This window comes from Bacteroidetes bacterium SB0662_bin_6 (genome assembly GCA_009839485.1).
Lineage (GTDB): Bacteria > Bacteroidota > Rhodothermia > Rhodothermales > VXPQ01 > VXPQ01.
In genome coordinates this window covers 20299-45217 of sequence record VXPQ01000002.1, presented here as the reverse complement: position 1 = coordinate 45217, position 24919 = coordinate 20299, and the positions used below count along the sequence as shown (strand labels likewise).

Here is a 24919-nt window from a genome sequence, read left to right as displayed (position 1 = left end):
AGTCACATCACCGGATAATACCGCGCCAGCATAAGCACGAGCACGAACAGCCAAATGAGGTGCCCGGCGCCGACGCTCATGGCAAGTCGCTTGCGAGCCGCTTGCCGGGTCTCTTCGTCCCCATCCGCGGCCACGGTTCCCCAGGCAGGGCGTATCACAAAGAACTGGATGCCCACCAGAACCAGCATGAACAGCAGGCTCGTGTGATATTCCGGCCCGTACGCTCCGAATCCTCCCCCGATCAAAAACGCGGCAAGCCCGAACAGGAACGTAAGCACGGCGAATATGCCGGTGAGGCTTACGGCCTTGGCTCCTATCTCGCGCACGGCGTCGCCGGAAGACGAAACCGCAGCGGCCCGGGCAATGCGGCCCAGAAGGATTGCGATGCCAAACCATCCGGCGGCGGTAACGACGTGAAACAGCACAAAAAGATTCTTGATCGTCAGCATGGCGGTATGGGAAGTCGATACGTTTTACGCGGTATCCGTGCAGATACGACCTGAGGTGATAGACAGGAACGAAAACACGACCGCATTTCTGCCCTGTATACGGGCAGGAGATCGCTTATAATACTATTTTTTGACGCGACAAACACACAAGACACCTTTGAACGATGCGCGTGGCGGTAATAGGAGCAGGAATTGCCGGGCTGACAGCTGCTTTTCGGCTGCGTCTGGCCGGTGAAGAGCCCGTCGTGTTCGAGGCACAGGCACAGACAGGCGGGGTAATCGGTACGGAGCGCATCGAGGGATTCCTTGTCGAATTCGGACCCACCACCATTCAGGCGGCGAATCCGGTCCTTGACGTGCTCATTCGCGATACCGGCCTGGAACCGGATCGCCTTCCCGCCTCAAAAACCGCCCGAAAGAGATATATCGTACGGGACGGAAAGCCGGTTGCCGCACCGAATTCCCCGGCCGATCTTGTTACAAACTCCCTGTTTTCCGCTCGTGCCCAACGACGGGCCCTTCGTGAACCCCTTATACCCAGGTCCCGTCCGACTGAAGAGGAAAGCGTGGCCGATTTTGCACGCAGGCGTTTCGGACCCGAGGCGCTGGACTATGGCATGGATCCGTTGGTCGCGGGGGTCTACGGAGGGGATCCGAAACGTCTTGCGATCCGCCACGCCTTTCCGGGCATCTGGCGTATGGAGCAGGAGTCAGGGTCTATCGTACGGGCGCTGCTTCGAGGGCGTAAGGATAAGAAAAGCCGGATGGCGAGCGGCATGTTTTCTTTCAGGAAAGGTCTTGGGCAATTGCCGGAGGCTCTCTCCGATGCCCTGGGCGACCGGCTGCGCCTGTCCACGCCCGTACGGCGTCTGGAACGGCAGGGAGCCCGCTGGATCGTTTCCGGAGACTGTCTCCTGGGCGGACATGAACAAACCGCATGGAGCGAATCATTCGACGCGGTGGTATATGCCGCCCCGCTTCACGCACTGGCCTCCATTGCGCTGCCCGAAGGCCCCTCCCTCAAACCATTGACCAATGTCGTTTATGCCCCGCTTGTCGTCACGGCAATGGGCTTCCGGCGCGAACATGTAGGGCATCCGCTCGACGGATTCGGAATGCTTGTTCCAGGTGTAGAACGAAGTATCCGTATCCTCGGCACGTTGTTTACGTCGTCCATCTTTTCAGGTATATCCTCTGCTTCATCGACGTTTCAATCGGATATCGCACGAGCCCCGGCGGGACATGTGCTGCTTACCACCATCATCGGCGGGATGCGAAATCCGGCATTGGCCTCGCTCCCGGAAAAAGAAGCGTATGATCTGGTGCTGGGTGATTTGCGGCGCCTGCTGGATATTTCCGGCGAGCCCGTTTTCCGGTGGCATACTTCATGGAAACTGGCCGTTCCCCAGTACAATATCGGGTATGGGAAAACTCTCGCGGCCATAGAGCGGCTCGAAGCATCCTGGCCCGGCTGGTTTATGGCCGGGAACTACCGCATGGGTGTTTCCATCGGCGATGCTGCGAAATCTGGAGAAGAGGCGGCCCGCCGATGCCTTCTATGACAAAGTAGTGTCAAGAGATACGAGGCCGGAGGCTTATACTGCGATGCGGAGCCTGCCTCGTCGCGGGGAGCGAGGTTCTCGAATAACGATTTCCACGTCACGCCCAAGCACCGTCAATAGACGTAGAAGACGCTCCATGGAATACTCTCGAAAACTTCCCCGCAAGAGGCGTGAAACGTCGGGCTGGGATAGTCCAAGCAGTTTTGCCGCCTCGACCTGTTTGAGTCCACGCTGACGGATAATCCTGTCAATGCGGGTAACGAGCTCAGCCTTTAGCAAGTGAGCGTCAGCATCGGGGCGCCCCAGATCCGCGAATACGTTCCCGGTACCCTGTTCGATCTTTATTCCGTCTGCTTTCATGAATCTACCCTTTGCCATAGTTATCGGCGTAATGGCGTTGCGCTGCCTTCAGTCTCTGTTTGACAAGATCAAGTTCCTGTTTCGGTGTCGCAATGCCCCGTTTGGACTTCTTTTGGAAGGCATGCAGGACATAGACGGCCTCTTTGAACCGGACCGTGTATACCGTCCGGTAGGCGTTCCCTTCGTGACGTGATACAACCTCCATGATATTGGCCCCCAACCCCTTGAGTGGTTTGGCGTCGCGGTGTTTGAGCCCGGTTTGTGCCTGATACAGAGCAAACCCGACCTGGTCCTGTACGGAGGCCGGAAACTGCTTCAAGTCCGCTCTGCTCGACCCTACCCATTCTACAGGTTTCAGTACGTCTGCCCCCATATCCGATTATAGTGATTTTACCATATTAATGCAAGCCTATGAAGAGGCGCGAATCAATCTGACTGGACAGATTTGCGCGGGAATTAAGGTATAATGTTGCAATCTGTTTCCAGCCAATCAACCCGACGAGAGTGCATGGCAAGACGAACACGCAGAACCCACAGTCCTTCGTCCGAGGCGCAGTTAGCCCTTGCCGCTGTACACAGCGACACCACGCCAGCCACCTCATCTGGCTGTTCGTGCTCGTGCTTATGCTGGCGCGGTACTACCCGGTGATGTGACCGAAGCATCTGCACTCCCCCGCATCGCCGCATACTCCTCGAGCGTGAACGCATCCACTTCTATGTAGGCTGCGCGGGCGGCTTCCGCCTCCTTTACGAGATCGCATTCCTCTGCGGAAATCACCCCCGCTTCGCAGGCAGCATCAAGGGCTTTTTCCGGACGGCTGCGCGTCAGTGCACCCTGGCGCATCGAGTTTCTGATCCGGGCCAGCACCGGTTCCGCCTCCGCCGAAAGCCGGAAGGCCCGTTCCAGCCGGCCAAGGCTGCCCGAGGCGGCTTCGTCGTCTGCATGGTATACCCCCGCCGTGAACCGATCCCGCTGCTCGCCGGGCGTTTGCAGGGCCCGGGCCACCTTGCGCCCGAGCCGATCGGAAGGATAGCTGCCGAAACGATTCATCCGAAACCAGAGTGCGCACGGACCGCTAAGCAACCAGGTGACGCCACCCGGCAGACGCAGATTCCCGAAAAGCCCCTCGAACCCCGCCTGAATGCGGGTCAGCGTATGCTGCATGGCCCAATGCATGAACGGCGCATCCTCCTTGCGGCGCCCCTCCGCCTCGAAACGGCGGAGCACTGCCGTCCCGATATACAGCGAGGAAAAAATGTCCGCAAACCGACCGGTGAGTTTTTCCTTGCGTTTGAGATCCCCTCCAAGCACACCCATCGCAAGATCCGCCATGAACGCAAACGTAGCGGACGCCCAGTTCAGCTTCCGCACATACCGCGCCGACGGTCCCCGCACGGGCGAACGGCTGAGCCTCCCCCGGGTGATGTAGAGCGCCTTGGCCCGGCAACCGTTCCGGAACACATGGCCTATGTGTTTCCACAAATTCCGATCGAAGGCGGCAAGATCGCCCCGCGCCAGTGCATCGATTTCCGCATACGCGTACGGATGGCACCGGATAGCCCCCTGCCCGAAAATCATAAGCGTACGCGTGAGAATGTTGGCTCCCTCGACCGTGATCCCTATCGGGGCCGCCATGTACGCATGGGCCAGCAGATTGCGCGGGCCGCACGATATAGCGTTCCCGCCGAGGATATCCATGGCGTCGTTTACGATCCGACGCTGCATCTCCGTTGCATTGTACTTGGCGATAGCTGTCACGACCGCAGGCTTCGCCCCTTGATCTATGGCCCCACAAGTGTAGCGGCGCATGGCCTCCATGGCATACGTGTAGCCCCCAATACGCGCCAGCGGTTCTTCGATACCCTCGAACCGTCCGATAGGTAACCCGAACTGTTTGCGCACCGCCGCATGCGCCGAGGCGATGCGGCATGCATACTGCGCCCCGCCGGTACTTTGTGCGGGGAGCGAGATACCCCGTCCCGCAGCCAGCGATTCCATGAGCATGCGCCAGCCGCGACCGGCTCCTTCCTTGCCCCCGATGATGACATCCACCGGCACAACCACATCATGCCCCTCCGTCTTCGAGTTGACAAACGCCATTCCAAGAGGATCATGTCGCCAGCCGGTCTCCACACCGGGAGTATCCGTCGGAATAAGCGCGCACGTAATACCGGGGTCGGTCCCCTTGCCAAGCAGGTTTTCCGGGTCTTTCAGGCGAAATGCCAACCCCAGAATGGTCGCTATCCCCGCCAGCGTAATGTACCGCTTGTTCCAGTTCAGGCGTAACCGGATCGATCCGTCGTCCGCCCGGAATACCACACCTTCCGAAATGATCGAACCCGCATCGGAGCCGGCTCCCGGCTCGGTGAGCGCAAAAGCAGGAATCTCCTCGCCCCGCGCCAGACGCGGGAGGTAATAGTCGCGCTGGGCCTGCGTACCGTAGTGAATAAGCAATTCGGCAGGCCCCAGCGAATTCGGCACCATGACCGTAATCGACAGCGGCAACGACCGGGTCGCCGTTTTCATCACGACCGTACTATTGGCAAGCGCCGAAAAACCCAGGCCGCCATATTCCCTGGGTATGATCATGCCCAGGAAACGCTCTTCCTTGAGTACGTCCCACACGGCTTCGGGAAGGTCTCCACGCCGGTGCACTTCCCAATCGTCGGTCGCGGCGCACAGTCGTTCCAGGGGGCCTTCCATGAATGCGCGTTCCTCGTCCGTCAGAGCGGGATACGGCATATTCAACAACTTTCCGAAATCGGGCCGTCCGGAAAACAAATCCCCATCCACCCATACATCCCCCGCTTCGATGGCCATCCGTTCGGTTTCGGAAATCGCGGGCAGGAAACCCGAGGAACGAAACACCTGCATCACCGGGCCGGAAACAAGGGCGCGGCGCAGTGCGGGCACATGAAAAACCAAGGCAAACACACCCAGCAGTATCCAGAGCCAGACGGGTGCGCCCAGCCCGTAAAGCAGGGCCGACCACAGGAGGGTATGCACGAGCAGCGACGCACCTGTATATCCCGCCGCGAAAAACGCCAGAATAAACACGATCACTACCCAGATGATCGCTACATCCTGCAGGAAATGGTAATAGGGCATAGTTCCTTACTCCGTCAATCCCCGAGATACTCGATCACGCCGGCGGCGCCCATCCCCCCGCCTACGCACATCGTGCACAGGCCGTACCGCACCTTGCGCCGCGCCATTTCGCGGATCAGCGTAGTCGTCAACTTGGCGCCCGTACACCCCAACGGATGGCCCAGTGCAATCGCACCGCCGTTCACATTGACAATGTCCTCGTCGAGCCCGGCCTCGCGAATCACTGCAAGCGCCTGCGCGGCAAAGGCTTCATTCAGTTCCACCAGGCCTATATCCTGAAGGCTCAGGCCCGTTTGCGCAAGCACTTTGCGTATCGCAGGCACGGGCCCCATGCCCATGATTTCAGGGGCTACGCCGGCGACCGCAAATCCTGCAAGCCGGGCCTCGGGCGTCACGCCCAGTTGCTTCACGCGATCCCCGCTCATAAGCACCACTGCGGCAGCCCCGTCGGAACGCTGTGACGCATTGCCCGCAGTCACTGTGCCACCGAGGCGAAAAACCGCAGGCAAGCGCCCCAGAGCTTCGAGGCTGGTATCGGAGCGCGGGCCCTCGTCCGTATCGAACATCCGGCGGACCGTCCGGGCAGCTCCCTCTTCATAGCGCGTCTCTTCTACCTCCACTGGAAGAATTTCGTCCGCAAAACGCCCTGCCTCAATGGCCGCCAGCGCCCGTTCGTGAGAACGCAGCGCAAACCGGTCCTGATCTTCCCGTGAAATGCCGTAGCGTTCGGCCACATTCTCCGCCGTAATGCCCATCGAAACGTAGACATCCATATCATCGGCCGACAATACGGGATCGGGCTGAAAAAAGAACCCGGTCATCGGCACCATACTCATCGACTCGACGCCCCCCGCCACGACCACATCCGCCGTGCCCGTACGAATCGCCTGACTCGCCATGGCGACGGTCTGGAGGCCGGAGGAGCAAAATCGATTCACCGTGGCGCCGGGTACTTCGTCCGGCAAGCCCGCTTTCTGTGCAATCAGGCGGCCGACATTCTGGCCTTGCGCGCCCTCGGGAAAGGCGCATCCCATCAATACATCCTCGACGGCGTTTGCTTCGAGTCCTTCGACGCGGTGGACGGCTTCGCGTACGACCGAAGCGCCCATGTGTTCAGGGCGGACATACCGGAGCGCTCCCCGGTCGGCCTTTCCGACGGCAGTACGTACACCGCGGACGATGAAAGCATCCTGCATGGGTTAATTCCTCAACGGCTTTTTCGTCTTCAACATGTGTACAATGCGGGCCTGCGATCTCTTGTCACGGATCAGTTCGAGAAACACACTGCGTTCGAGATCGATCAGGTATTCCTCGTCCACTTCCTGAGGAGCGCTCAACTCGCCTCCGGTCATCACGAAGGCAAGACGTCCCGCAAGAAAGGCGTCGTACTCGGATATGAACCGGCCTTCGACGAATTGCCGCACCATGACCTCCAGCGCAGCGCCTCCGGGCCGCCCAAGCACCCGGATGCGTTGCGGGACAGGAGGACGATACCCTGCGGCGGAAAGGCGCAGTACCTCTTCTCTGGCTACATGGAGCCGCCGATCGTCGTGCATGACGATGCGGGCATGCGGCGCGAGAAAGCCCAGTTGCCGGGCTTCCACAGCACCCGACGAGACGCGGGACATCGCCACCGTCTCGAAAAATTGCCGGATCCAGGCCTGAATCTCGGAAGGATGGTCGTTCGCCGCACGCCGGGACGCCTCTGCCGCCAGACGCATCGTGCCCGTCCCCGCAGGGATCAGGCCGACGCCCAGTTCCACCAGACCGGCATAGCACTCCGCCGACGCCACCTGATTCGGACAACCCATAAGCAATTCGCACCCGCCGCCCAGCACGCGCCCGTGGGCCGCAACGACCACCGGCTTGCGGGCATAGCGCACTTGCTGGATCGTTTCCTGAAATGCCTTGATGTGCCGATCTACCACTTTCATGGCCCTCAGTTTCACGGCGCCCGCCAATTCCATAAGATTCGCACCCACCGAAAAATTGCGCCCCTCGTTGCCTATCACAAGCCCCTTGAGCGAGCGATCCGCTTCGACGTGTTCGATCGCATGCACGACGGCTTCCATCACGCCTTTCCCCAGCGTGTTCGCCTTCGAGCGAAACTCCAGCAACGCGACGCCGTCCCCGACATCGAGCAGCCCGGCGTCGCTCGATTCCCACAGCGTACGCCCTGCCTCCGACCGGATCGAAGCAAGCCCCACATAATCTTCCGGAACAGGATCGGGCGCATATTCCTCGCTTGCCGGCACATAGACCGTACGCGCTCCCGCGTCGTCCCGGTAAAACCCGCCGGCCCGCACGGCATCGTTCACCCAGGCAGGCGCCTCCAGTCCGGCATCGCTCAAATCATTCAGGACCCGCTCCACGCCAATCACGTCCCAGATTTCAAACGGACCCAGTTCCCAGCCGAATCCCCAGCGTACGGCGCGGTCCACATCGGCAGGCCGATCCGAAATTTCAGGAATTCTCCGGGCGGCATACGCCAATAAATCCAGTGTCGTGCCGCGAACGAAGGCTCCGGCGCGTCCCTTAGCCTCGTACAGCGCCCGTAGCCGGTCGCCTGCGGTGCGCAGCTTGCGTATTTTCTTCAGGCCGGGCAGGAGGATGGGCTTGGCGGAAGAATACTCCAGGGTTTCCGGATCCACGGACTTTATTTCGCCATCCTCTTTCCTGTAAAATCCCGCACGGGTCTTCTGCCCAAGCCGTCCGGCCTGCACAAGCCGGCCCAGCAATTCCGGGGGACTGAACGCGGCGCGGCTTTCGTCATCCGCCACGGCCTCGTGCAGATTGCGGGCCACAGCCCAAAGCACATCCAGCCCCACCACATCTGCGGTACGGAACGTGGCGGACCGGGGACGTCCCACCAGCGACCCGGTCAGGGTGTCGATCTCTTCGATCGTGTAGCCCTGCTCCGTAAAAGCCCGGACCGCCTGCATCATGCCGTACACCCCGATGCGATTCCCGATGAAGTAGGGCGTGTCCTTTGCTACGACGATGCTCTTTCCAAGATGAATCCGGCCAAAATGGGCAATGCGGGCAAGAATCTCCGGATCCGTATCCGAAGAAGGGATCAGTTCCAGCAGCCGCAAATAGCGAGGGGGATTGAAAAAGTGCGTGCCGAGGAAAGCGCGCCGGAATGCCTCGCCGCGTCCGGCTGCGATCTGCTCTACGGAAAGCCCGCTCGTATTGGTGGACACGATGGTGCCGGGCCGGATGATCGACTCGACCTGCTCAAACAGGGCGCGTTTGGCATCCAGTTGCTCCACGACTGCCTCGATCACCCATTCCACGCCGGACAGCCGGTCAAGGTGGTCCTCGAAATTGCCGGGCTCGACACGACGCACCGCCGCCTCATCAAAAAACGGGGCCGGTTTGAGGTGGGCGGCTGTTTTCAGCCCCCGCTCGACGATGGCATTCCGGTTTTTCCCTTCCCCGGCCGGCACATCGAACAGAAACACATGCAGGCCTGCATTGGCGAGGTGCGCTGCAATCTGTGCGCCCATGGTCCCGGCGCCCAGTACAGCGGCCTTGCGAAACGGAACATGGGCATGAGGTGGAGCGAATGCGCCCGAAGCACGGTCACCGGCTGCCGTTGAATGTGCGTGCATGAATTAATTCCTTACTGGCTGAAATCGTAATGGACGGCGATCAGTCATCGTGGTCCTGTCTCTCTTTCTCCACAACTACGACGGCTGCGGGCAGATCCCCGTCGCCGTACATCTCCCTGATATCTTCTGCAAATGCTTCTTCGACCTGCCGGCGGCGCACCTTCAGCGTGGGTGTAAGGAGATTGTTCTCCGTCGTCAGCGAAGCGGACACGATGCGAAATCTTTTTATGCGGTTCCATGGATCCATGCCCGTGTTGGCCTCCTCAACCAAATGACGCAGATGCGATTGCACGCCGGGCAGGGCGAGCAACTCCTCCCCCGATATGCCTTCCCCTGCACCGAGGGATCGAGCATAATCCCCCAGCTTGTCCATGTCAGGAAAAACAAGCGCCGTACAATACCGGTATCCGCTGCCCAGAACCATCGCCTCTTCAACCACCGGGTGCGCCCGGAGCCGGTTCTCTATAGGTTGGGGAACCACATATTTCCCGGTCGAGAGCTTGAAAAGAGACTTCTTCCGGTCCGTAATCCGCAGGTATCCCTCCGGTCCAAACTCTCCTATATCGCCTGTATGAAACCATCCTTCCTCGTCGATCACCTCGCTCGTCAAGGCATCGTTCTTGTAGTATCCCTGCATGATGTACGGACCGCGCGTCAGAATCTCTCCATCTTCCGCAATCGTCACTTCCGCTCCCGGAATCATTTCGCCCACCGTACCGGGCTGGACACGCCCTTTCCGGTTAAAGGAAATCACCGGGCTGGTTTCCGTGAGACCGTATCCCTCCAGCACCGTAATGTTCGCCGCAGCGAACAGATTCGTCAGCTTTGCGCCCAGCGCCGCGCCGCCCGAGATAAGAAAGTTTACGCGTCCGCCCAACGCCTTCCGCCATTTGCTGAACAGGAGGCGGTCCGCCACCTTGAGGGACAACGCATGGATTCCGCCCGGCTTCGATAATACGTTATAGCGTTCACCTGTAGACAGCGCCCAGGAAGCAATGGCCTTTTGAATGCCGCTCATGCCGGCAATGCGAGTCGCTACCGCGGCATACACCTTCTCCAGAACCCGGGGCACCGTGGCGAATATGGTAGGCTGCACTTCGGCGATGTGCTGCATAAGGAACTCCTGCGAGGTGAAATACACCGGCGAGCCATGATACACAAAGCCGTAATGAAGCGCTCTGGCGAAGATATGCGTCAACGGTAAAAACGAAATGACCTGCTCGCCATCCTCGCCTGTACGGTAATCCGGCATCCCCGAAAAGGATGTGAGGGCGTTGGCGCTGATATTTTCATGCGTCAGCACGACGCCCTTCGGCTGCCCGGTCGTGCCGCTCGTATAAAGAATGGTGGCTATATCCTCCGGTCCGACCCGAGCGCGCAGCCCCGCAATGGCCTCTGCATTCTCTTGCAGCCGACGACGACCGGATTCCCGCACGGCTTCGAGCGTGTATGCTTCTATGCCATCCGGAAGAGAAAGTCCGTCAGGAATATCCCCTTCCGCTACAATCACCGCAGAAACCGCGGGGCATGCAGACAACGCATCCCGGATTTCTTCCAGATGCTTTCCGCTCGAAACGGCTACCACCTTCGCTTCCGAATGCACCAGAACATACCGGATCTGTTCGGACGCATGCGCGAGGTACAGAGGCACGTTGATCACGCCCGCAAGCAAGCAACCCATGTCCACCACACAGAACGACACGTCGCTCTCCATATAGAGCGCAAGACGATCCCCGTGGGACAAACCCAGCGCAGCAAGACCCAGCGCCGCTTCCTCGGAATGGCGCCGAAATTCGTCCAGCGAAAGAGACTTCCAGCCATCCCCCTCCGGCTGATTGAGCGCCCGGCGATTCACGTACCGGTCCGATGCTTCGTACAACAGATCCGGCAAGGTCTTCCCCAGGGTAAGCGTGCCGCTGCCCGGCGGCGCAATGTATACCTTTTCCAGTTCCGATACGGCGTCTCGCATACCTGTTCCTCGTTCTGATCAAAAAGGGTAACCCGACCGCACTACGTAACCCGAAAGAAAAGAAAAACCGCGACAGGATAAAAGCCCCGTCCGCGCAAGAAATGCGGGATGGAACGAACGTTAAGGAAACAATGATTGGGTCCTGGAGCGCGCAACAAGACCATCCAACGCCGAACCGCAAAATCGCAACCGGGAAAAGGGACCTTGGGACGCGCATTCGAACAAAACATAGGGCCCGGGATATCCTGCAAACTCGCGGCCAACCGCACGTTTATGTTTTGAGAGAAGGCGCGTCCCAAGGTCCTCGCCCATGCGGTTTTGATCAGAGTATCCTGATTACATAAAAAAGGCCGCCCGATGCTCTCGGACGGCCCTATACAAAACGGAGCATTATGCTCGTGTCGTCATTTCTTTCGTAACGTCACATTGCCCACGGCGGCATACAGACGCAGGTCCGGGCCGCCGCCATTGACACTGCCGGAAAAGGATTTTCTGGTCCACTTGCCTTCCACTTTCAGTGGATAATCCGTACGCGCCGATCCTACGGCGCACTCCGCATCGACATCTACCCCTACACTGCCGGCCAGGTACACCATTACATTCCCGGCCCCCGTGCTGAAATCAGAATCTCCATCCGGTTGTTCGGTGATGAACACTTCGATGTTTCCGGCGCCTGCCTTGACAGTGGCTTCGCCGCGTACGGCCCGGACATCCACATTGCCGGCGCCCGTATGCACTTCCAGTTCCTCCCCCACACCTTCGATAACGATATTTCCGGACCCGGATACCACATCGACCGACCCGCTTACCTCACCAATCTCAATGTTACCCGCCCCGGTCACGCCGGAAATGTCTCCGGAAAAGGATCCCAACTCGACAGTGCCTGCTCCCGCCTTGAATTCAATATTGTAATTCTCCGGAATCCTGGCCCGCACCCGAACCGTGAGCCGATCCGTGCTGGAGCGGATACGATTCCAGAAGGTATCTTCATTGTCGAAGCGCGACCCGACGTAGATACCACCGTCCCGTTCCTCGATCTCGAGATCGTGTCGTTCAAAGATAGCCTCGGCCTTTGACCGATCGTCGGTCGTCACCGTCCGTTCCACCTCAATGAGCACTTCCCTGCCGGGCCCGGGGAGTACTGCAACCCGGCCCCGGTCTATGTCCAACTCCAACGTACCACCGGGTCGAACTTTGTAGGAACGCTTGACCGTATCCTTGATATCGATCAAGTCGGGATCGCCGGCATAGGCGTTCGCCGCAATCAGCAGCGCAGCGACCAGCAGGGGCAACTTTCCGGTATATCGGGGGAAGCGTTTCGGCATGGTGCAACCCTCGTCGTTTGGCAGAGCAATTTGTGGGGCATTACTCCGTAATACGGGAAATTTCTCCCGGAGTTACGGAATGTCGCGAAAAATTGCTACGAAACCCCTTCGCGCATGCAGACTCATCAGAACCACACCCTATGCCTCCACCTCCTCCGCCTTTTCGTCCGGCGTACCGGGCGCTGCCGGAACCCCGTCTCCATCGCCGCCCAGCGCCGCCTGCAACTCGGCAAGTTCGGTCTTCGAACCGACGACCACATCCCGGAAACGGCGCTGGCCGGTTCCTGCCGGGATCGGATGCCCCACGATCACATTCTCCTTGAGTCCGTAAAGCGGATCCACCTGGGCCTTGATAGCCGCGTTGGTGAGCACCTTGGTGGTCTCCTGGAATGAGGCTGCCGACACGAACGAATCGGTCGAGAGTGCAGCCTGCGTGATGCCAAGAAGAATCGGCTGCGCCACAGCCGGTTGCGCTTCGCGGGCCTCCGCCTGCTTGAGATCCTGGCGCTTCAGAGCCGAATTCACTTCTCTCATTTGCCTCCGGCTTACGATATCCCCGACCGACAGGTCGGAATCGCCCGCATCGGTGATCACAAACCGGTCGTAGAGACGGTCATTGAGTTCCTCCATGGCGAACCGGTCCACCGTGTCGTCTTCCAGCAATGTCGTATCGCCCGGATCCGACACACGCACCTTCTGCATCATCTGGCGCACAATCACTTCGATATGCTTGTCGTTGATGGTTACGCCCTGCATCCGGTATACTTCCTGTATCTCGTTCACGAGATACTCCTGCACCGCGCGCGGCCCCTTGATGGACAGAATATCCTGCGGGGATACCTGCCCGTCCGAAAGCCGTCCTCCCGCACGCACGAAATCATGCTCGTGCACAAGCATATGCCTCGAAAGCGGCACAAGGTATGTCCGGGTTTCCGAACCGTCGCGGGAAGTCACAACGATTTCCTGTGCGCCGCGCCGGCGCCCCCCAAAACGAACCACGCCGTCGATCTCGGAAACAACCGCCGGATCGACCGGCATCCTGGCCTCGAACAACTCGGTCACGCGGGGAAGACCCCCCGTGATATCGCCCGTCTTGGCAGACTGACGCGGAATCTTCACCATGACCTGCCCGGCCTGGATCTTCTCTCCCTCATCCACCTGAATGCGCGCCCGTACGGGGAGCGTATATTCGCGGTCCGCCTCGTCCTTCCTCTTGACAATGAGGGCCGGGGTCAGCAAGCGCTCGCGACTCTCGGTAATGACTTTTTCCTTGTGGCCGGTCTGCTCATCCGATTCTTCCCGATATGTGGTGCCTTCCACAATATCCTTGAAGGATATCGTGCCGGCGACTTCCGAGAGAATCACACTGTTGTAGGGGTCCCAACTGGCCAGCACACTTCCCTTCTCGAGGATCTCTCCGTCAGAAACCAGCATCTCGGCCCCGTACGGGATCACATACGAAATCAGGCGCCGGCCTGCATCCTTGGGATCAACGATCCATACCTCTCCCTGGCGGGTGAGCACCACATCTTTCTCCCCTTCGCCGCCGTCAAGCGTAACAGTCCGTAGATTTTCGTACACCGCCTTACCGGCGAATTTCGTCTGGAGCGTGCTTTCCGCAGAGATGAGGCTTGCCGTACCTCCGATATGAAAAGTCCGGAGCGTAAGCTGCGTACCCGGCTCTCCAATGGACTGCGCGGCAACCACGCCGACCGCTTCGCCCGTTTCCACAAGGTGTCCCGTGGCGAGATTTCGCCCGTAGCACAAGGCGCACACGCCGCGGCGCGACTCGCATGTCAGGGCCGAGCGTATTTCAACCTCCTCGATCGACGTTTCGGAAATCTGCCGGGCCCGCGGCTCATCGATCATCTCATTGGCGGCAATGATGAGTTCACCGGAAAGCGGATCCCGAACATCGTGCATGGAGACGCGCCCCACGATACGATCTGCCAGCGGCTCGACGATTTCCTCATTATCCTTCAGGGCGGATATCCGGATTCCGCGCAGCGTGCCGCAATCCTCCTGAATGATGGTCACATCCTGGGCGACATCTACCAGACGACGGGTCAGGTACCCGGCGTCAGCCGTTTTCAGCGCGGTATCGGCAAGCCCTTTGCGGGCGCCGTGCGTCGAAATAAAGTATTCGAGGACGGAAAGCCCTTCCTTGAAGTTGGAAATGATCGGGTTCTCGATAATTTCCCCTACCGAACCCACAAGGCTCTTCTGCGGCTTGGCCATGAGGCCGCGCATGCCTCCAAGCTGGCGAATCTGCTCCTTGGAACCCCGCGCGCCCGAGTCCGCCATCATATAAATGGCGTTGAACCCTTCCTTGTCATTCCGAAGGGTTTCAAAAAGCGTTTCGGAAACCCGATTGTTGGTCTTCGTCCAGATGTCGATCACCTGATTGTAGCGCTCGCTCTCGAACATGAAGCCCATTTCGTAATTGCCGCGCACACGATCCACCTCTGACTGCGCGTCCGAGATGATCTTCTCCTTCATGTCCGGCACGATGATATCGGCCAGCGAGAATGTGAGCCCTGCGGTGGTAGCCTGCTCAAAGCCCAACTGTTTGATGTCATCAAGGAAACGGGCAGCCTTTTCGAACCCGCTGGCCTTGAGCACGCGTGCGATAATCGGGCGCAGGTTGCGCTTCGTAAGCACTTCGTTGATAAAACCGACTTCGTCGGGAACCACCTCATTGAAAAGAACCCGGCCCACCGTCGTCTCCTCCACCTTTCCAGGTGCTATGCGCACATGGATACGGGCATGCATAGCAAGCTGCTCCTGGTCATACGCCTGCCGCACTTCCGCAACGCTCGCGAATCGCATGCCGTCTCCTTTCCGGTCCGACCTCATTTTCGTGAGGTAATACAAACCAAGAACCATGTCCTGCGTGGGCACGGCCACCGGACCGCCGTGGGCGGGACTGAGAATGTTGTGGCTCGAGAGCATGAGCACCCAGGCCTCCAGGCAGGCGTCATGGCTGAGCGGGGCATGCACCGCCATCTGATCCCCATCGAAATCGGCATTGAAGGCCGTACATACCAGCGGATGCAACCGGATGGCTTTGCCCTCGATGAGAATCGGCTGGAATGCCTGTATGCCCAGGCGGTGCAACGTCGGAGCCCGGTTCAGCATCACAGGACGCCCTTCGATCACCTTCTCGAGAATATCCCAGACGTCCGCGGTGCGCCGGTCCACCACTTTTTTCGCACTCTTGACCGTCTTGACGATACCCCGCTCAATGAGCTTGCGAATGACGAAAGGTTTAAACAGTTCGACCGCCATCTCTTTCGGCAAGCCGCACTGGTGTATATCGAGCTCGGGACCCACGACGATAACCGACCTGCCCGAATAATCCACGCGCTTGCCGAGCAGGTTCTGCCGGAACCGCCCCTGCTTACCCTTGAGCATATCGCTAAGCGACTTCAGGGCCCGGTTCGAATCACTGCGGACGGCGTTGGCCTTCCGGCTGTTGTCAAACAACGAATCGACCGCTTCCTGCAGCATGCGCTTCTCGTTGCGCAGAATGACTTCAGGGGCCTTGATGTCGATGAGTCGTTTCAGGCGGTTATTGCGGATGATAACACGGCGGTACAGATCGTTCAGATCGGAAGTGGCAAACCGTCCGCCCTCGAGCGGAACCAGGGGACGCAGTTCCGGCGGAATAACCGGAATAACCCGCATGACCATCCACTCAGGCCGGTTTTCGAGCCGCGTGTTAGCGTCACGAAACCCTTCGACGACTGCAAGGCGCTTCAGGGCATCGGCCTTGCGTGCCTGACTTGTCTCCGTCTTGATCTGGGTACGAAGTTTTTGCGACAGAGACGACAGATCCAGGCGCCGCAGGATCGTCTCCACGGCCTCGCCCCCGATTCGAGCGATGAATTTGTTCGGGTCGTCGTCGGAAAGCCGATTGTTGTCTTCCCGTATCTGGTACAGAATGTTGAAATACTCGTCCTCGTTCAAGAGCTGGTTTTCCTCGACACCATGCTCTGCCGCACTTCCAGGCTGGATGACGACATAGTTCTCATAATAGATGATTTTCTCAAGGTCTTTCGACTTCAGACCAATGAGGTGGCCGATCTTGTTCGGCAGCGTCTTGAAATACCAGATATGCACGACGGGCACACTAAGCGTAATATGCCCCATGCGCTCGCGGCGCACTTTTTTCTGCGTCACTTCCACGCCGCAGCGGTCGCAGACGATGCCCTTGTAGCGGATGCGCTTGTACTTGCCGCAATGGCACTCCCAGTCCTTGACGGGCCCGAATATTTTCTCACAAAAAAGGCCGTCCTTTTCCGGCTTGAAAGACCGGTAATTGATGGTTTCGGGCTTGAGCACTTCTCCATGAGACCGCTCCAGCACACTTTCCGGGCTGGACAGACTTACGGTGATTCGGCTGAAATGCTTCCTGATCTGCTGCGTCTTTCCGTAGGGCATATTGGCTCTTTCGCAATTCTGAATGCTGGAAGGGGCCGCGGCCCCTTTCCGTGCAGGACGGCTACAGTGCGTGGTCAATCAAGGCGGACTTCGAGGCCAAGTCCCTGAAGTTCTCGAACAAGCACCTGAAAACTCTCCGGCATACCGGCTTCGGGCATGTTCTCCCCCTTTACGATCGACTCGTACGCCTTCGACCGCCCCTGGACATCATCCGACTTGTAGGTCAGCATCTCCTGCAAGGTGTGAGCAGCCCCGTAGGCATACAGCGCCCACACCTCCATCTCTCCAAGGCGCTGGCCGCCAAGCTGCGCCTTACCTCCCAGCGGCTGTTGCGTAATAAGGCTGTACGGTCCAATGCTGCGAGCATGAATCTTGTCCTCCACAAGGTGACTCAGCTTCAGCATATAGATGTAGCCCACAGTGGTTTTTTCATCGAACGCATTGCCGGTGCGTCCATCGTAAAGCTGGGCGCGCCCGTCGATCGGCAGGCCCGCTTCCTCGAGTTTAGTCCGGATGTCGTCCATCTTCGCCCCGTCAAAAATGGGCGTCGCGAACGAAGTACCGAGCTTTTTGCCGGCCCATCCGAGAAGTGTCTCGAATATCTGACCGAGGTTCATGCGGGAAGGCACGCCAAGCGGATTCAGCACGATATCGACCGGCGTTCCGTCCTCGAGGAACGGCATATCTTCCACGGGAACGATACGGGCAACCACCCCCTTGTTTCCGTGGCGACCGGCCATCTTGTCCCCCACCTGTACCTTACGCTTGCGCGCGACATACACCTTCGCAAGTTGCACGATGCCCGGGGGAAGCTCGTCTCCCATCTGCACCTGATGCTTGTCCCGCTTCATTTCGCCGTCAATGCGACTGCAGGCACGCGCATAATTGCGAAGCAGTTGACGAATGCGCTCGTTGGTTTCCTGATCGTTCGTCATGTCCTTGCCGGGAGCAAGCTGATCAGGCGTAATATCCTTCAGTGCCGTCTTCGTAAACTTTGCCCCCTTCGAAAGCAGCACAGCGCCTTCACGGTCTTCCACGCCGGCGGATGACTTCCGGCCCACGATCCGGAAGAATTTCTCCCAGAACAACCTGTCGAGTTCTTCTTTTTTGCGATCGAACCGCGCCTCGATCTCGGCAAGGCGCTTCCCTTCCAGTTTCTTCGAGGCGGAATCCAGTTTGCGCCGGCCAAACAGTTCCGTAGCAATTACCACGCCCTTCATACCCGGGGGCGCCGTAAGGGAGGCGTCTTTTACATCCCCGGCCTTGTCGCCGAAAATGGCGCGGAGCAGTTTTTCCTCCGGTGTGGGATCCGTTTCGCCCTTGGGGGTGATCTTTCCCACAATGATATCGCCGGCATTCACCTCGGCGCCTACGCGAATGATTCCTCGCTCATCAAGGTCCTTTGTGGCTTCTTCCGAGACGTTCGGAATCTCGCGGGTAAGCTCTTCCTCGCCGCGCTTCGTATCGCGCACCTGCAACTCGAATTCCTCGATATGTATCGACGTGTATACATCCTCGGTTACGAGCCGCTCGGACAACACGATAGCGTCCTCGAAATTGTAGCCGCGCCAGGGCATGAAGGCAACCAGCACATTTTTGCCCAATGCAAGCTCTCCGTTTTCCGTGGCAAACCCATCCGTCAGCACCGTACCCGCGGAGACGCGCTGTCCTTTGCTGACGATCGGTTTCTGGTTGACACTGGTGTCCTGGTTCGTTCGACGGAACTTCACCAACTGGTACTCACGCACGGATTCTTCGAAATTCAGATCCGCATTTTCCATGTTCTGATCATAGCGTACCACGATGCGCATGGCGTCGACATATTCAACGACACCCTCGCCTTCCGCAACGAGCACCGCGCGCGAATCTTTCGCCACGCGTCCTTCAAGACCCGTGCCGACCAGAGGAGCCTCGGCACGCAACAGGGGAACGGCCTGGCGTTGCATGTTCGACCCCATAAGCGCGCGATTGGCGTCATCGTGCTCGAGAAAAGGAATCAGACTTGCCGCGGGAGACACGATCTGGTTCGGCGCCACATCCATATATTCGACGCGGCTCGGCGGCACGATGGGGAAATCACCCCGGTGGCGGCACTTCACGTAGTCATTGACGAAATTGCCCTTTCCGTCGATCGGGGCATTCGCCTGGGCAATGACTGCGTTGTCTTCCTCCTCTGCGGAAAGAAAACGAATTTTCTTCGTCACCTTGCTGTTTTCAACGACCCGGTACGGCGTTTCGATGAAGCCGAAATCGTTGATGGTGGCATGTACGCAAAGCGAGGAAATCAGGCCGATATTCGGCCCCTCGGGCGTCTCGATAGGACACAACCGCCCGTAGTGCGTGTAATGCACGTCGCGGACTTCGAAACCGGCGCGTTCACGCGTCAGGCCACCCGGTCCCAGTGCTGACATGCGGCGCTTGTGCGTCAATTCGGCCAGCGGATTCGTCTGATCCATGAACTGGCTGAGCTGATTAGTCCCGAAAAAGGTGTTGACCACACTCGAAACCGTGCGGGCATTTACCAGATCCTGCGGCGAAAACTTGTCTGCGTCGCGCAGGTTCATGCGCTCCTTGATCGTACGAGCCATGCGGGCAAGACCCAGCGAGAACTGGGTTGCAAGCTGTTCACCCACGGTACGCACCCGGCGATTGCCAAGGTGGTCGATATCGTCTACACTGCTCTTGCCGTTCTGAAGATTAACCAACTCACGGATAATCGCCACGATGTCGTCGGGCGTCAACGTCAACGTATCCGAAGGCGTGTCGAGATTCAGGCGGCTATTAATGCGGTACCGGCCCACCTCCCCAAGGTCGTAACGCTTTTCACTGAAGAAGAGCCGGTCCAGAATGCCCCGCGCACTTTCCAGATCGGGCGCTTCGCTGCCTCGAAGCTGCAGGTACATATATTCCAGCGCCTCAGCATACGAATGGGCAGGATCCTTCCGCAGGGTTTCGATCAGCGTGGACTTGTCGAGTTGCTCCTGTTCATCCTTCTTAAGCAGCCAGACGGTCTTTACGCCCGCGTCCTTCAGTTTTGCGTAATCTTCCTCCTGCAGTACATGGTCTGCGGGAAGAATAATCTTGCGATTTTTCTTCTCCTCGAGAATCTCCCCGGTGTCCTCATCCACGATCTCGTGCACTTCCTCGACAGTAATCGAAGCAGCCAGATTACGACCGATCCACTTGCCGAACAATCGCTTCGTCGAAACATCTCCCTCGTCAGCGAGATCGAATATCCTCAGGATTTCATCGTTGGATGAGTGCCCCAGTGCACGCAAAAGCGTCGTAACCGGAAGTTTCTTCTTCCGATCGATATAAGCCCACATCACATTGCTTACATCGGTCGAAAATTCAATCCAGGAGCCGCGGAAGGGTATTACGCGGGCTGAAAAAAGCTCGGTGCCGTTGGGATGAATGCTCAACCCGAAAAACACCCCGGGGCTACGGTGCAACTGGGAAACAACGACACGCTCCGCGCCATTGATGACGAAGGTGCCCTGCTGTGTCATGAACGGCAGGTTGCCGAGGTACACCTCCTGCTCGATCGCCTCTTCCGGTTCATCCTCGTCCTCGTCTTCCTTGCTCGAAAGGCGAAGCCGCGCCTTCAGCGGCACGGCATAGGTCAGCCCCTGCGCGATACACTCCGATACCGAATGCTTCGGAGCATCCAGTTCGTAGTCTATGAATTCGAGGGTATACCGCTCACGGCTGTCCTGAATCGGAAAATGCTCCCTGAAAACCCCCTGGAGTCCGATATCCTTTCGTTCTTCCGGCGATACATCGGGTTGCGCAAAATCCGCGAACGACTGGAGCTGGATATCCAGAAAATCCGGGTATTCGTGTATGGTCGGAATGCGGGCATAGGATATGCGCTTGCTTTGGGTTGCTTGACCGTTCGTATGGGGCATGGATGGAGTGGCTGGAAGGGAGAAAAACGTGTCGAACGATAACGATGCAAAGGATGCATGACGCGCAAGGCGCCATGCCCTTCGCGTTTACTTGAGTTCGACTTCGGCGCCTGCTTCTTCAAGCTTGGTCTTTATCTCCTGCGCTTCGTCTTTGCCAACCGCTTCCTTCACGGTGTTCGGTGCGCCGTCCACAAGTTCCTTCGCCTCCTTGAGGCCAAGGCCGGTGAGGCTGCGTACCTCCTTGATCACGGCAATCTTGTTGCCGCCGATGCCCTTCAGCACGACATTGAATTCCGTTTGCTCTTCGGCGCCGGCTGCCCCGTCGCCTCCGGCGGCGGGTCCGGCTATAACTGCCGCAGCTGCTGCAGCCGGCTTGATACCGTACTCCTCCTCAAGAAGCGTGGCCAGGTCATTGGCATCCTTGACCGTGAGGTTAACAAGTTCTTCTGCAATTTTTTTGATGTCCGCCATGTTGGATTCGTTCTCCTGCGAGCAGTCTCTGCCGCCGTACTCCGGCAACTGTGCCGCACATTAAGGATGGATGGTGAAAGTGACGATGATTGTTTCCGAGCCGGGCATGACGCACGGTCATGCGGCGCGATCTGCGATTTCACGAATCGCGGCAACAAGGTTGCGGGCAGGCGCCTGCACCTTGCCGACCACATTCGAAACAGGAGCAAGCAACAAACCGACTACGTCGCCTATGAGCTCGTCTTTCGACTTGAGCGATGCCAGTACATCCAGCGAGCCCTCCCCGTAAAAAGCGCCATCTATGTAAACGGCTTTGACTTCAGGGCGAATCGCTGATTCATCTTTCAGAAAATCCCGGATGACCCGGGCCGGCGCCGACGGCTCCCCGCCGAATGCGATAGCAGTAGGGCCTTTCAGGTATTCCAGCAATTCGCTATACGCAGGGCGCTCCTCCATTGCGAGGCGCACCAGGGTATTCTTATACACCTTGAACGACACGCCTGCATTGCGGAAACGATTGCGCAAATCGTTTGCCTGGCTGACCGTCAGCCCGGAATAATTGGTCAGGTAAATGATCGTGTTTGCGTCGAGCATTTCCGCGATCTCCGCAACGACCGTTTCCTTCTGTGTTTTTGTCATGGGCATGTCGGCGCCTCGCTATCTCGATCGGTTGCTTTCGGGCTGTCCGGCATAAACCGGCTATGCTACTTGTAATCGGGAACAGGGATGAACCGGCGAAAAGCGCTATCGCAGCGCACTCACGACCTGGATACGATCCAGCGGGATCGGCGGCCCCATCGATGTCGAGATCGAAGCGGATCGGACGTACGTACCCTTCGCCGAGGCGGGACGCAACCGAAGCACTTCCTTGAGAAACACCTCCGCATTTTCCCGGAGATGATCTGCGGAAAACGAAACTTTGCCGATCGGTGTATGCAGATTTCCGGATTTGTCCACGCGAAAGTCGATTTTACCCGCCTTGACCTGTTGCACAGCCGGACCGACATCCATAGTGACCGTACCGCTTTTAGGGTTAGGCATAAGCCCTCTGGGTCCCAGTACGCGCCCGAGCTTGGCGACATCACGCATCACATCAGGCGTAGCAACCACCACATCGAAATCGGTCCATCCCTTCTTCTGGATACGTTCGATAAGGTCATTCAGGCCTACATAATCGGCGCCGGCCTCTCTGGCCTCTTCCTGTTTGCCCTCGCTGGCCAGGACAAGCACGCGCACCTCCTTGCCTGTGCCGTGCGGCAGCGCCGCCGTACCCCGCACCATCTGGTCGGCATGGCGCGGATCGACCCCGAGCCGCAGGTCGATATCGACTGATTCGTCGAATTTGGCGGCGCCCGTCTTCGCAATCAGGGCACAGGCATCTTCGAGCGTGAAGGGACCTCCCGCCTCCTTGACCACCTCAGCCGCCTGCCGGTAACGTTTTCCTTTTTTCGCCATCCGATTCTGTAGCGGACGTAGTGTTTGTATCAACGATGATGGAATGCGACGGGTGCAGGAACCCTGCCCCGATCCTGCAAAAGGGCCTTATTCAGGAGGGCCCGCCTTCGACGCGTACCCCCATGGAACGCGCCGTACCGGCTATCATGGAAGCCGCCTTGTCCATGTCGAATGCGTTGAGATCCTCCATTTTCTGCTCGGCAATCTTGCGGCAATCCTCCCAGGTCACGGTTCCCACTTTTTGCCGCAGGGGATCTCCGGATCCCGACGGGATATTCGCAGCAGTCTTCAGAAGCACTGCCGCAGGGGGGCTCTTGACGATGAAGCTGAAGGTTTTGTCGGTATATACCGTGATCACAACAGGAAGAACAAGCCCCATCCTGTCCTTCGTCGCCGCATTGAACTGCTTGCAGAACTCCATGATGTTCACCCCTTTCTGCCCCAACGCAGGACCTATCGGGGGGGCCGGATTCGCCTGTCCGGCCTTGATCTGAAGCTTGATGTACCCGTCGATCGGCTTGGCCATACTGTAAAGCGCGGTGCAAACGCCGGAAAAATCGTACGTACCTGTTCGTTACGCCCGGCTCCCGCTTCTGTTAATTACGGCAACAAAACTCAGCCCGACATTATCGGAAATTTTTGGGAAATATTCCACAAAAAACGCGGAACGCGCGCATAGGTTCTAATATTATTCATAATCAGATTATCCTATCGCACGTTAATCGTCCCGCTCCACCTGGAGATAATCCAGTTCCAGGGGCGTCTTGCGCCCAAAAATGGATACCATGACCTTGACTTTCATTTTGTCGGGATACACCTCCTCGACAAAACCGCTGAAATTGTTGAACGGGCCGTCCACCACCTTTACGAGATCCCCGTTCTTGAACGGCATCTCCGGCTGTTCGCCCGCCTCCCGGACCTCGTTCATTTTGCCCATGATCCGGTTTATCTCATCGGGCCGAAGCGGCGTGGGCTCGTCGCCTGTGGTCAGAAAACCAATCACCGAGGGAAGATTGGAAATGACATGCTGTAACTCGGTGTCCAGAGCGATATGCAGCATCACATATCCCGGAAAGAACGTCTTCTCGCGCGTACGCTTCTTGCCGCTGCGCATCTCGAAAACGGTCTCGGTAGGAATCATCACCTCATTGATTCTGTCCTGCAGATTGAGACGCTCGATCTCCTTTTCGAGATATTGCTTGACCTTTTTTTCGTGGCCCGAAAACGTGCGCAGCACGTACCATTTGCGGATTATTTCCTTTTCCTTGACCATCTTTCCTGTACCTGAGAGAAATTTCTCGACGAGATATGCCTCGGCGCGACCGGATCAGCTATATATGAACTCCAGCGCCCGGCTGATGATCTGATCGGCTCCCCAAATGTACAGGGAAATGATCATCGTCGCCAACAGGGTAATCAGCGTGTTGCTGATCAGCTCGTTACGCGCAGGCCAACTGACCTTGCGCATCTCCTTGCTTACGTCGCCCAGATATTCGGCCACCTTCATATTTGATCCTGGTTAACGGCGTGTCACGCCATGAATGTTGCGGGCACGGGCGGCAGGACTCGAACCTGCAGCCTGCGGTTTTGGAGACCGCTGCTCTGCCAATTGAGCTACGCCCGTGTGTACGGCGATGGTTCCTGCTGCATGATTCGTATGCGAAAAATGGCGTTGCATCGCATGAGCCGCCTATCGGATTTGAACCGATGACCCCTTCCTTACCATGGAAGTGCTCTACCACTGAGCTAAGGCGGCCGAAACCGGCATGCGCTTGCTGGAGCGGAAGACGGGATTCGAACCCGCGACCCTCAGCTTGGAAGGCTGATGCTCTACCATCTGAGCTACTTCCGCTACGATACATCATACGGTACTCCGGCCCGGAAGGTGCACCGCACGGGCGCCCCGTCCTGTAAAGCCGTCGAACGCAAAAGGGTGGGCAGGGGAGGATTCGAACCTCCGAACCCTGAGGGAGCAGATTTACAGTCTGCCGCCTTTGACCACTCGGCAACCTGCCCGGTACTGCCGGAGAACATGCCCCGAAAAGGTCCTTTCAAAAACACCTGTTCAAATGAAGAGCTGGCGAAGGGACTCGAACCCCCAACCTGCTCATTACAAGTGAGCTGCTCTACCGGTTGAGCTACGCCAGCTTCGCCGCCTTCCGAGCGACTCCAGTCTTTCAAATTACGTATTTGCGGCACATGGTGTCAACCTGCATGCCGCAAACAGGGGCTGCATATCCCGTAGTAACCTCAA

General features: G+C 58.2%; 17 protein-coding genes and 5 tRNA genes. 1 reads left to right on the top strand and 21 read right to left on the bottom strand.

The features are described 5' to 3' along the window. Positions 1 to 2 precede the first annotated feature (2 nt). Positions 3 to 449, bottom strand: coding sequence for a hypothetical protein (locus tag F4Y00_00590; GenBank protein ID MYE03463.1), 447 nt, complete (start codon positions 447 to 449; stop codon positions 3 to 5). A 164-nt stretch (positions 450 to 613) separates the two neighbouring features. Between F4Y00_00590 and hemG the strand changes: the two genes are divergently transcribed. Next, positions 614 to 2011 carry a protoporphyrinogen oxidase gene (hemG, locus tag F4Y00_00585; protein MYE03462.1) on the top strand — a complete coding sequence of 466 codons (1398 nt, stop codon included), beginning with the start codon at positions 614 to 616 and terminating at the stop codon, positions 2009 to 2011. 33 nt (positions 2012 to 2044) lie between these two features. On the opposite strand, the gene F4Y00_00580 is transcribed toward hemG, so the two are convergent. The 20 genes from F4Y00_00580 to F4Y00_00485 form a co-directional block, all read right to left on the bottom strand. Further along, positions 2045 to 2371 carry an XRE family transcriptional regulator gene (locus F4Y00_00580; protein ID MYE03461.1) on the bottom strand — a complete coding sequence of 109 codons (327 nt, stop codon included), beginning with the start codon at positions 2369 to 2371 and terminating at the stop codon, positions 2045 to 2047. A 4-nt stretch (positions 2372 to 2375) separates the two neighbouring features. Next, entirely contained in the window at positions 2376 to 2744 is a 369-nt protein-coding gene (locus F4Y00_00575) for an addiction module toxin RelE (protein ID MYE03460.1), read from the bottom strand. A gap of 249 nt (positions 2745 to 2993) precedes the next feature. Beyond that, complete coding sequence (locus F4Y00_00570; protein MYE03459.1) at positions 2994 to 5480, bottom strand: acyl-CoA dehydrogenase; 2487 nt, start codon at positions 5478 to 5480, stop codon at positions 2994 to 2996. A 14-nt stretch (positions 5481 to 5494) separates the two neighbouring features. Further along, positions 5495 to 6676: a thiolase family protein gene (locus tag F4Y00_00565; GenBank protein ID MYE03458.1), complete on the bottom strand. Its 1182-nt coding sequence runs from the start codon at positions 6674 to 6676 to the stop codon at positions 5495 to 5497. Positions 6677 to 6679: 3 nt separating this feature from the next. After that, positions 6680 to 9094 carry a 3-hydroxyacyl-CoA dehydrogenase/enoyl-CoA hydratase family protein gene (locus F4Y00_00560; protein MYE03457.1) on the bottom strand — a complete coding sequence of 805 codons (2415 nt, stop codon included), beginning with the start codon at positions 9092 to 9094 and terminating at the stop codon, positions 6680 to 6682. Positions 9095 to 9134: 40 nt separating this feature from the next. Beyond that, positions 9135 to 11063 carry a long-chain fatty acid--CoA ligase gene (locus F4Y00_00555; protein MYE03456.1) on the bottom strand — a complete coding sequence of 643 codons (1929 nt, stop codon included), beginning with the start codon at positions 11061 to 11063 and terminating at the stop codon, positions 9135 to 9137. 404 nt (positions 11064 to 11467) lie between these two features. Then, a complete protein-coding gene (locus F4Y00_00550) occupies positions 11468 to 12388 on the bottom strand; it encodes a hypothetical protein (protein ID MYE03455.1) in 921 nt (306 codons plus the stop codon). 138 nt (positions 12389 to 12526) lie between these two features. Then, positions 12527 to 16831, bottom strand: coding sequence for a DNA-directed RNA polymerase subunit beta' (gene rpoC / locus F4Y00_00545; protein ID MYE03454.1), 4305 nt, complete (start codon positions 16829 to 16831; stop codon positions 12527 to 12529). Positions 16832 to 16905: 74 nt separating this feature from the next. Beyond that, on the bottom strand, positions 16906 to 20739 hold the full coding sequence (gene rpoB, locus F4Y00_00540) for a DNA-directed RNA polymerase subunit beta (GenBank protein ID MYE03453.1): 3834 nt from the start codon (positions 20737 to 20739) through the stop codon (positions 16906 to 16908). 87 nt (positions 20740 to 20826) lie between these two features. Next, positions 20827 to 21210 (bottom strand): 50S ribosomal protein L7/L12, encoded by a 384-nt coding sequence (locus tag F4Y00_00535; protein ID MYE03452.1) that lies wholly within the window; start codon positions 21208 to 21210, stop codon positions 20827 to 20829. 117 nt (positions 21211 to 21327) lie between these two features. After that, positions 21328 to 21855, bottom strand: a complete 528-nt coding sequence (locus F4Y00_00530; protein MYE03451.1) for a 50S ribosomal protein L10 — start codon at positions 21853 to 21855, stop codon at positions 21328 to 21330. A gap of 99 nt (positions 21856 to 21954) precedes the next feature. Continuing rightward, a complete protein-coding gene (locus F4Y00_00525) occupies positions 21955 to 22665 on the bottom strand; it encodes a 50S ribosomal protein L1 (GenBank protein MYE03450.1) in 711 nt (236 codons plus the stop codon). 91 nt (positions 22666 to 22756) lie between these two features. Next, a complete protein-coding gene (gene rplK / locus F4Y00_00520; protein MYE03449.1) occupies positions 22757 to 23191 on the bottom strand; it encodes a 50S ribosomal protein L11 in 435 nt (144 codons plus the stop codon). Positions 23192 to 23383: 192 nt separating this feature from the next. Further along, a complete protein-coding gene (gene nusG / locus F4Y00_00515; GenBank protein ID MYE03448.1) occupies positions 23384 to 23938 on the bottom strand; it encodes a transcription termination/antitermination factor NusG in 555 nt (184 codons plus the stop codon). Between the two features lie 54 nt (positions 23939 to 23992). Continuing rightward, a complete protein-coding gene (gene secE, locus F4Y00_00510; GenBank protein ID MYE03447.1) occupies positions 23993 to 24172 on the bottom strand; it encodes a preprotein translocase subunit SecE in 180 nt (59 codons plus the stop codon). A gap of 44 nt (positions 24173 to 24216) precedes the next feature. Beyond that, positions 24217 to 24289: transfer RNA gene (locus tag F4Y00_00505), tRNA-Trp, on the bottom strand. Positions 24290 to 24349: 60 nt separating this feature from the next. Next, positions 24350 to 24421 (bottom strand) — tRNA-Thr (locus F4Y00_00500). 20 nt (positions 24422 to 24441) lie between these two features. Beyond that, positions 24442 to 24517, bottom strand: a tRNA-Gly gene (locus F4Y00_00495). An 82-nt stretch (positions 24518 to 24599) separates the two neighbouring features. Next, positions 24600 to 24681 (bottom strand) — tRNA-Tyr (locus F4Y00_00490). A 59-nt stretch (positions 24682 to 24740) separates the two neighbouring features. Further along, a tRNA-Thr gene (locus F4Y00_00485) sits at positions 24741 to 24813 on the bottom strand. Between the last annotated feature and the right edge of the window lie 106 nt (positions 24814 to 24919).

What these genes read in the sequence shown, in the direction of transcription:
- F4Y00_00565 (MYE03458.1), bottom strand. Translation starts at nt 6,676, where the DNA reads ATGCAGGATGCTTTCATCGTCCGCGGTGTACGTACTGCCGTCGGAAAG.
- hemG (MYE03462.1), top strand. Translation starts at nt 614, where the DNA reads ATGCGCGTGGCGGTAATAGGAGCAGGAATTGCCGGGCTGACAGCTGCT.
- rplK (MYE03449.1), bottom strand. Translation starts at nt 23,191, where the DNA reads ATGGCCAAGCCGATCGACGGGTACATCAAGCTTCAGATCAAGGCCGGA.
- F4Y00_00590 (MYE03463.1), bottom strand. Translation starts at nt 449, where the DNA reads ATGCTGACGATCAAGAATCTTTTTGTGCTGTTTCACGTCGTTACCGCC.
- F4Y00_00555 (MYE03456.1), bottom strand. Translation starts at nt 11,063, where the DNA reads ATGCGAGACGCCGTATCGGAACTGGAAAAGGTATACATTGCGCCGCCG.
- rpoB (MYE03453.1), bottom strand. Translation starts at nt 20,739, where the DNA reads ATGCCCCATACGAACGGTCAAGCAACCCAAAGCAAGCGCATATCCTAT.
- F4Y00_00535 (MYE03452.1), bottom strand. Translation starts at nt 21,210, where the DNA reads ATGGCGGACATCAAAAAAATTGCAGAAGAACTTGTTAACCTCACGGTC.
- F4Y00_00570 (MYE03459.1), bottom strand. Translation starts at nt 5,480, where the DNA reads ATGCCCTATTACCATTTCCTGCAGGATGTAGCGATCATCTGGGTAGTG.
- F4Y00_00580 (MYE03461.1), bottom strand. Translation starts at nt 2,371, where the DNA reads ATGAAAGCAGACGGAATAAAGATCGAACAGGGTACCGGGAACGTATTC.
- secE (MYE03447.1), bottom strand. Translation starts at nt 24,172, where the DNA reads ATGAAGGTGGCCGAATATCTGGGCGACGTAAGCAAGGAGATGCGCAAG.
- F4Y00_00550 (MYE03455.1), bottom strand. Translation starts at nt 12,388, where the DNA reads ATGCCGAAACGCTTCCCCCGATATACCGGAAAGTTGCCCCTGCTGGTC.
- F4Y00_00530 (MYE03451.1), bottom strand. Translation starts at nt 21,855, where the DNA reads ATGCCCATGACAAAAACACAGAAGGAAACGGTCGTTGCGGAGATCGCG.
- nusG (MYE03448.1), bottom strand. Translation starts at nt 23,938, where the DNA reads ATGGTCAAGGAAAAGGAAATAATCCGCAAATGGTACGTGCTGCGCACG.
- rpoC (MYE03454.1), bottom strand. Translation starts at nt 16,831, where the DNA reads ATGCCCTACGGAAAGACGCAGCAGATCAGGAAGCATTTCAGCCGAATC.
- F4Y00_00525 (MYE03450.1), bottom strand. Translation starts at nt 22,665, where the DNA reads ATGGCGAAAAAAGGAAAACGTTACCGGCAGGCGGCTGAGGTGGTCAAG.
- F4Y00_00575 (MYE03460.1), bottom strand. Translation starts at nt 2,744, where the DNA reads ATGGGGGCAGACGTACTGAAACCTGTAGAATGGGTAGGGTCGAGCAGA.
- F4Y00_00560 (MYE03457.1), bottom strand. Translation starts at nt 9,094, where the DNA reads ATGCACGCACATTCAACGGCAGCCGGTGACCGTGCTTCGGGCGCATTC.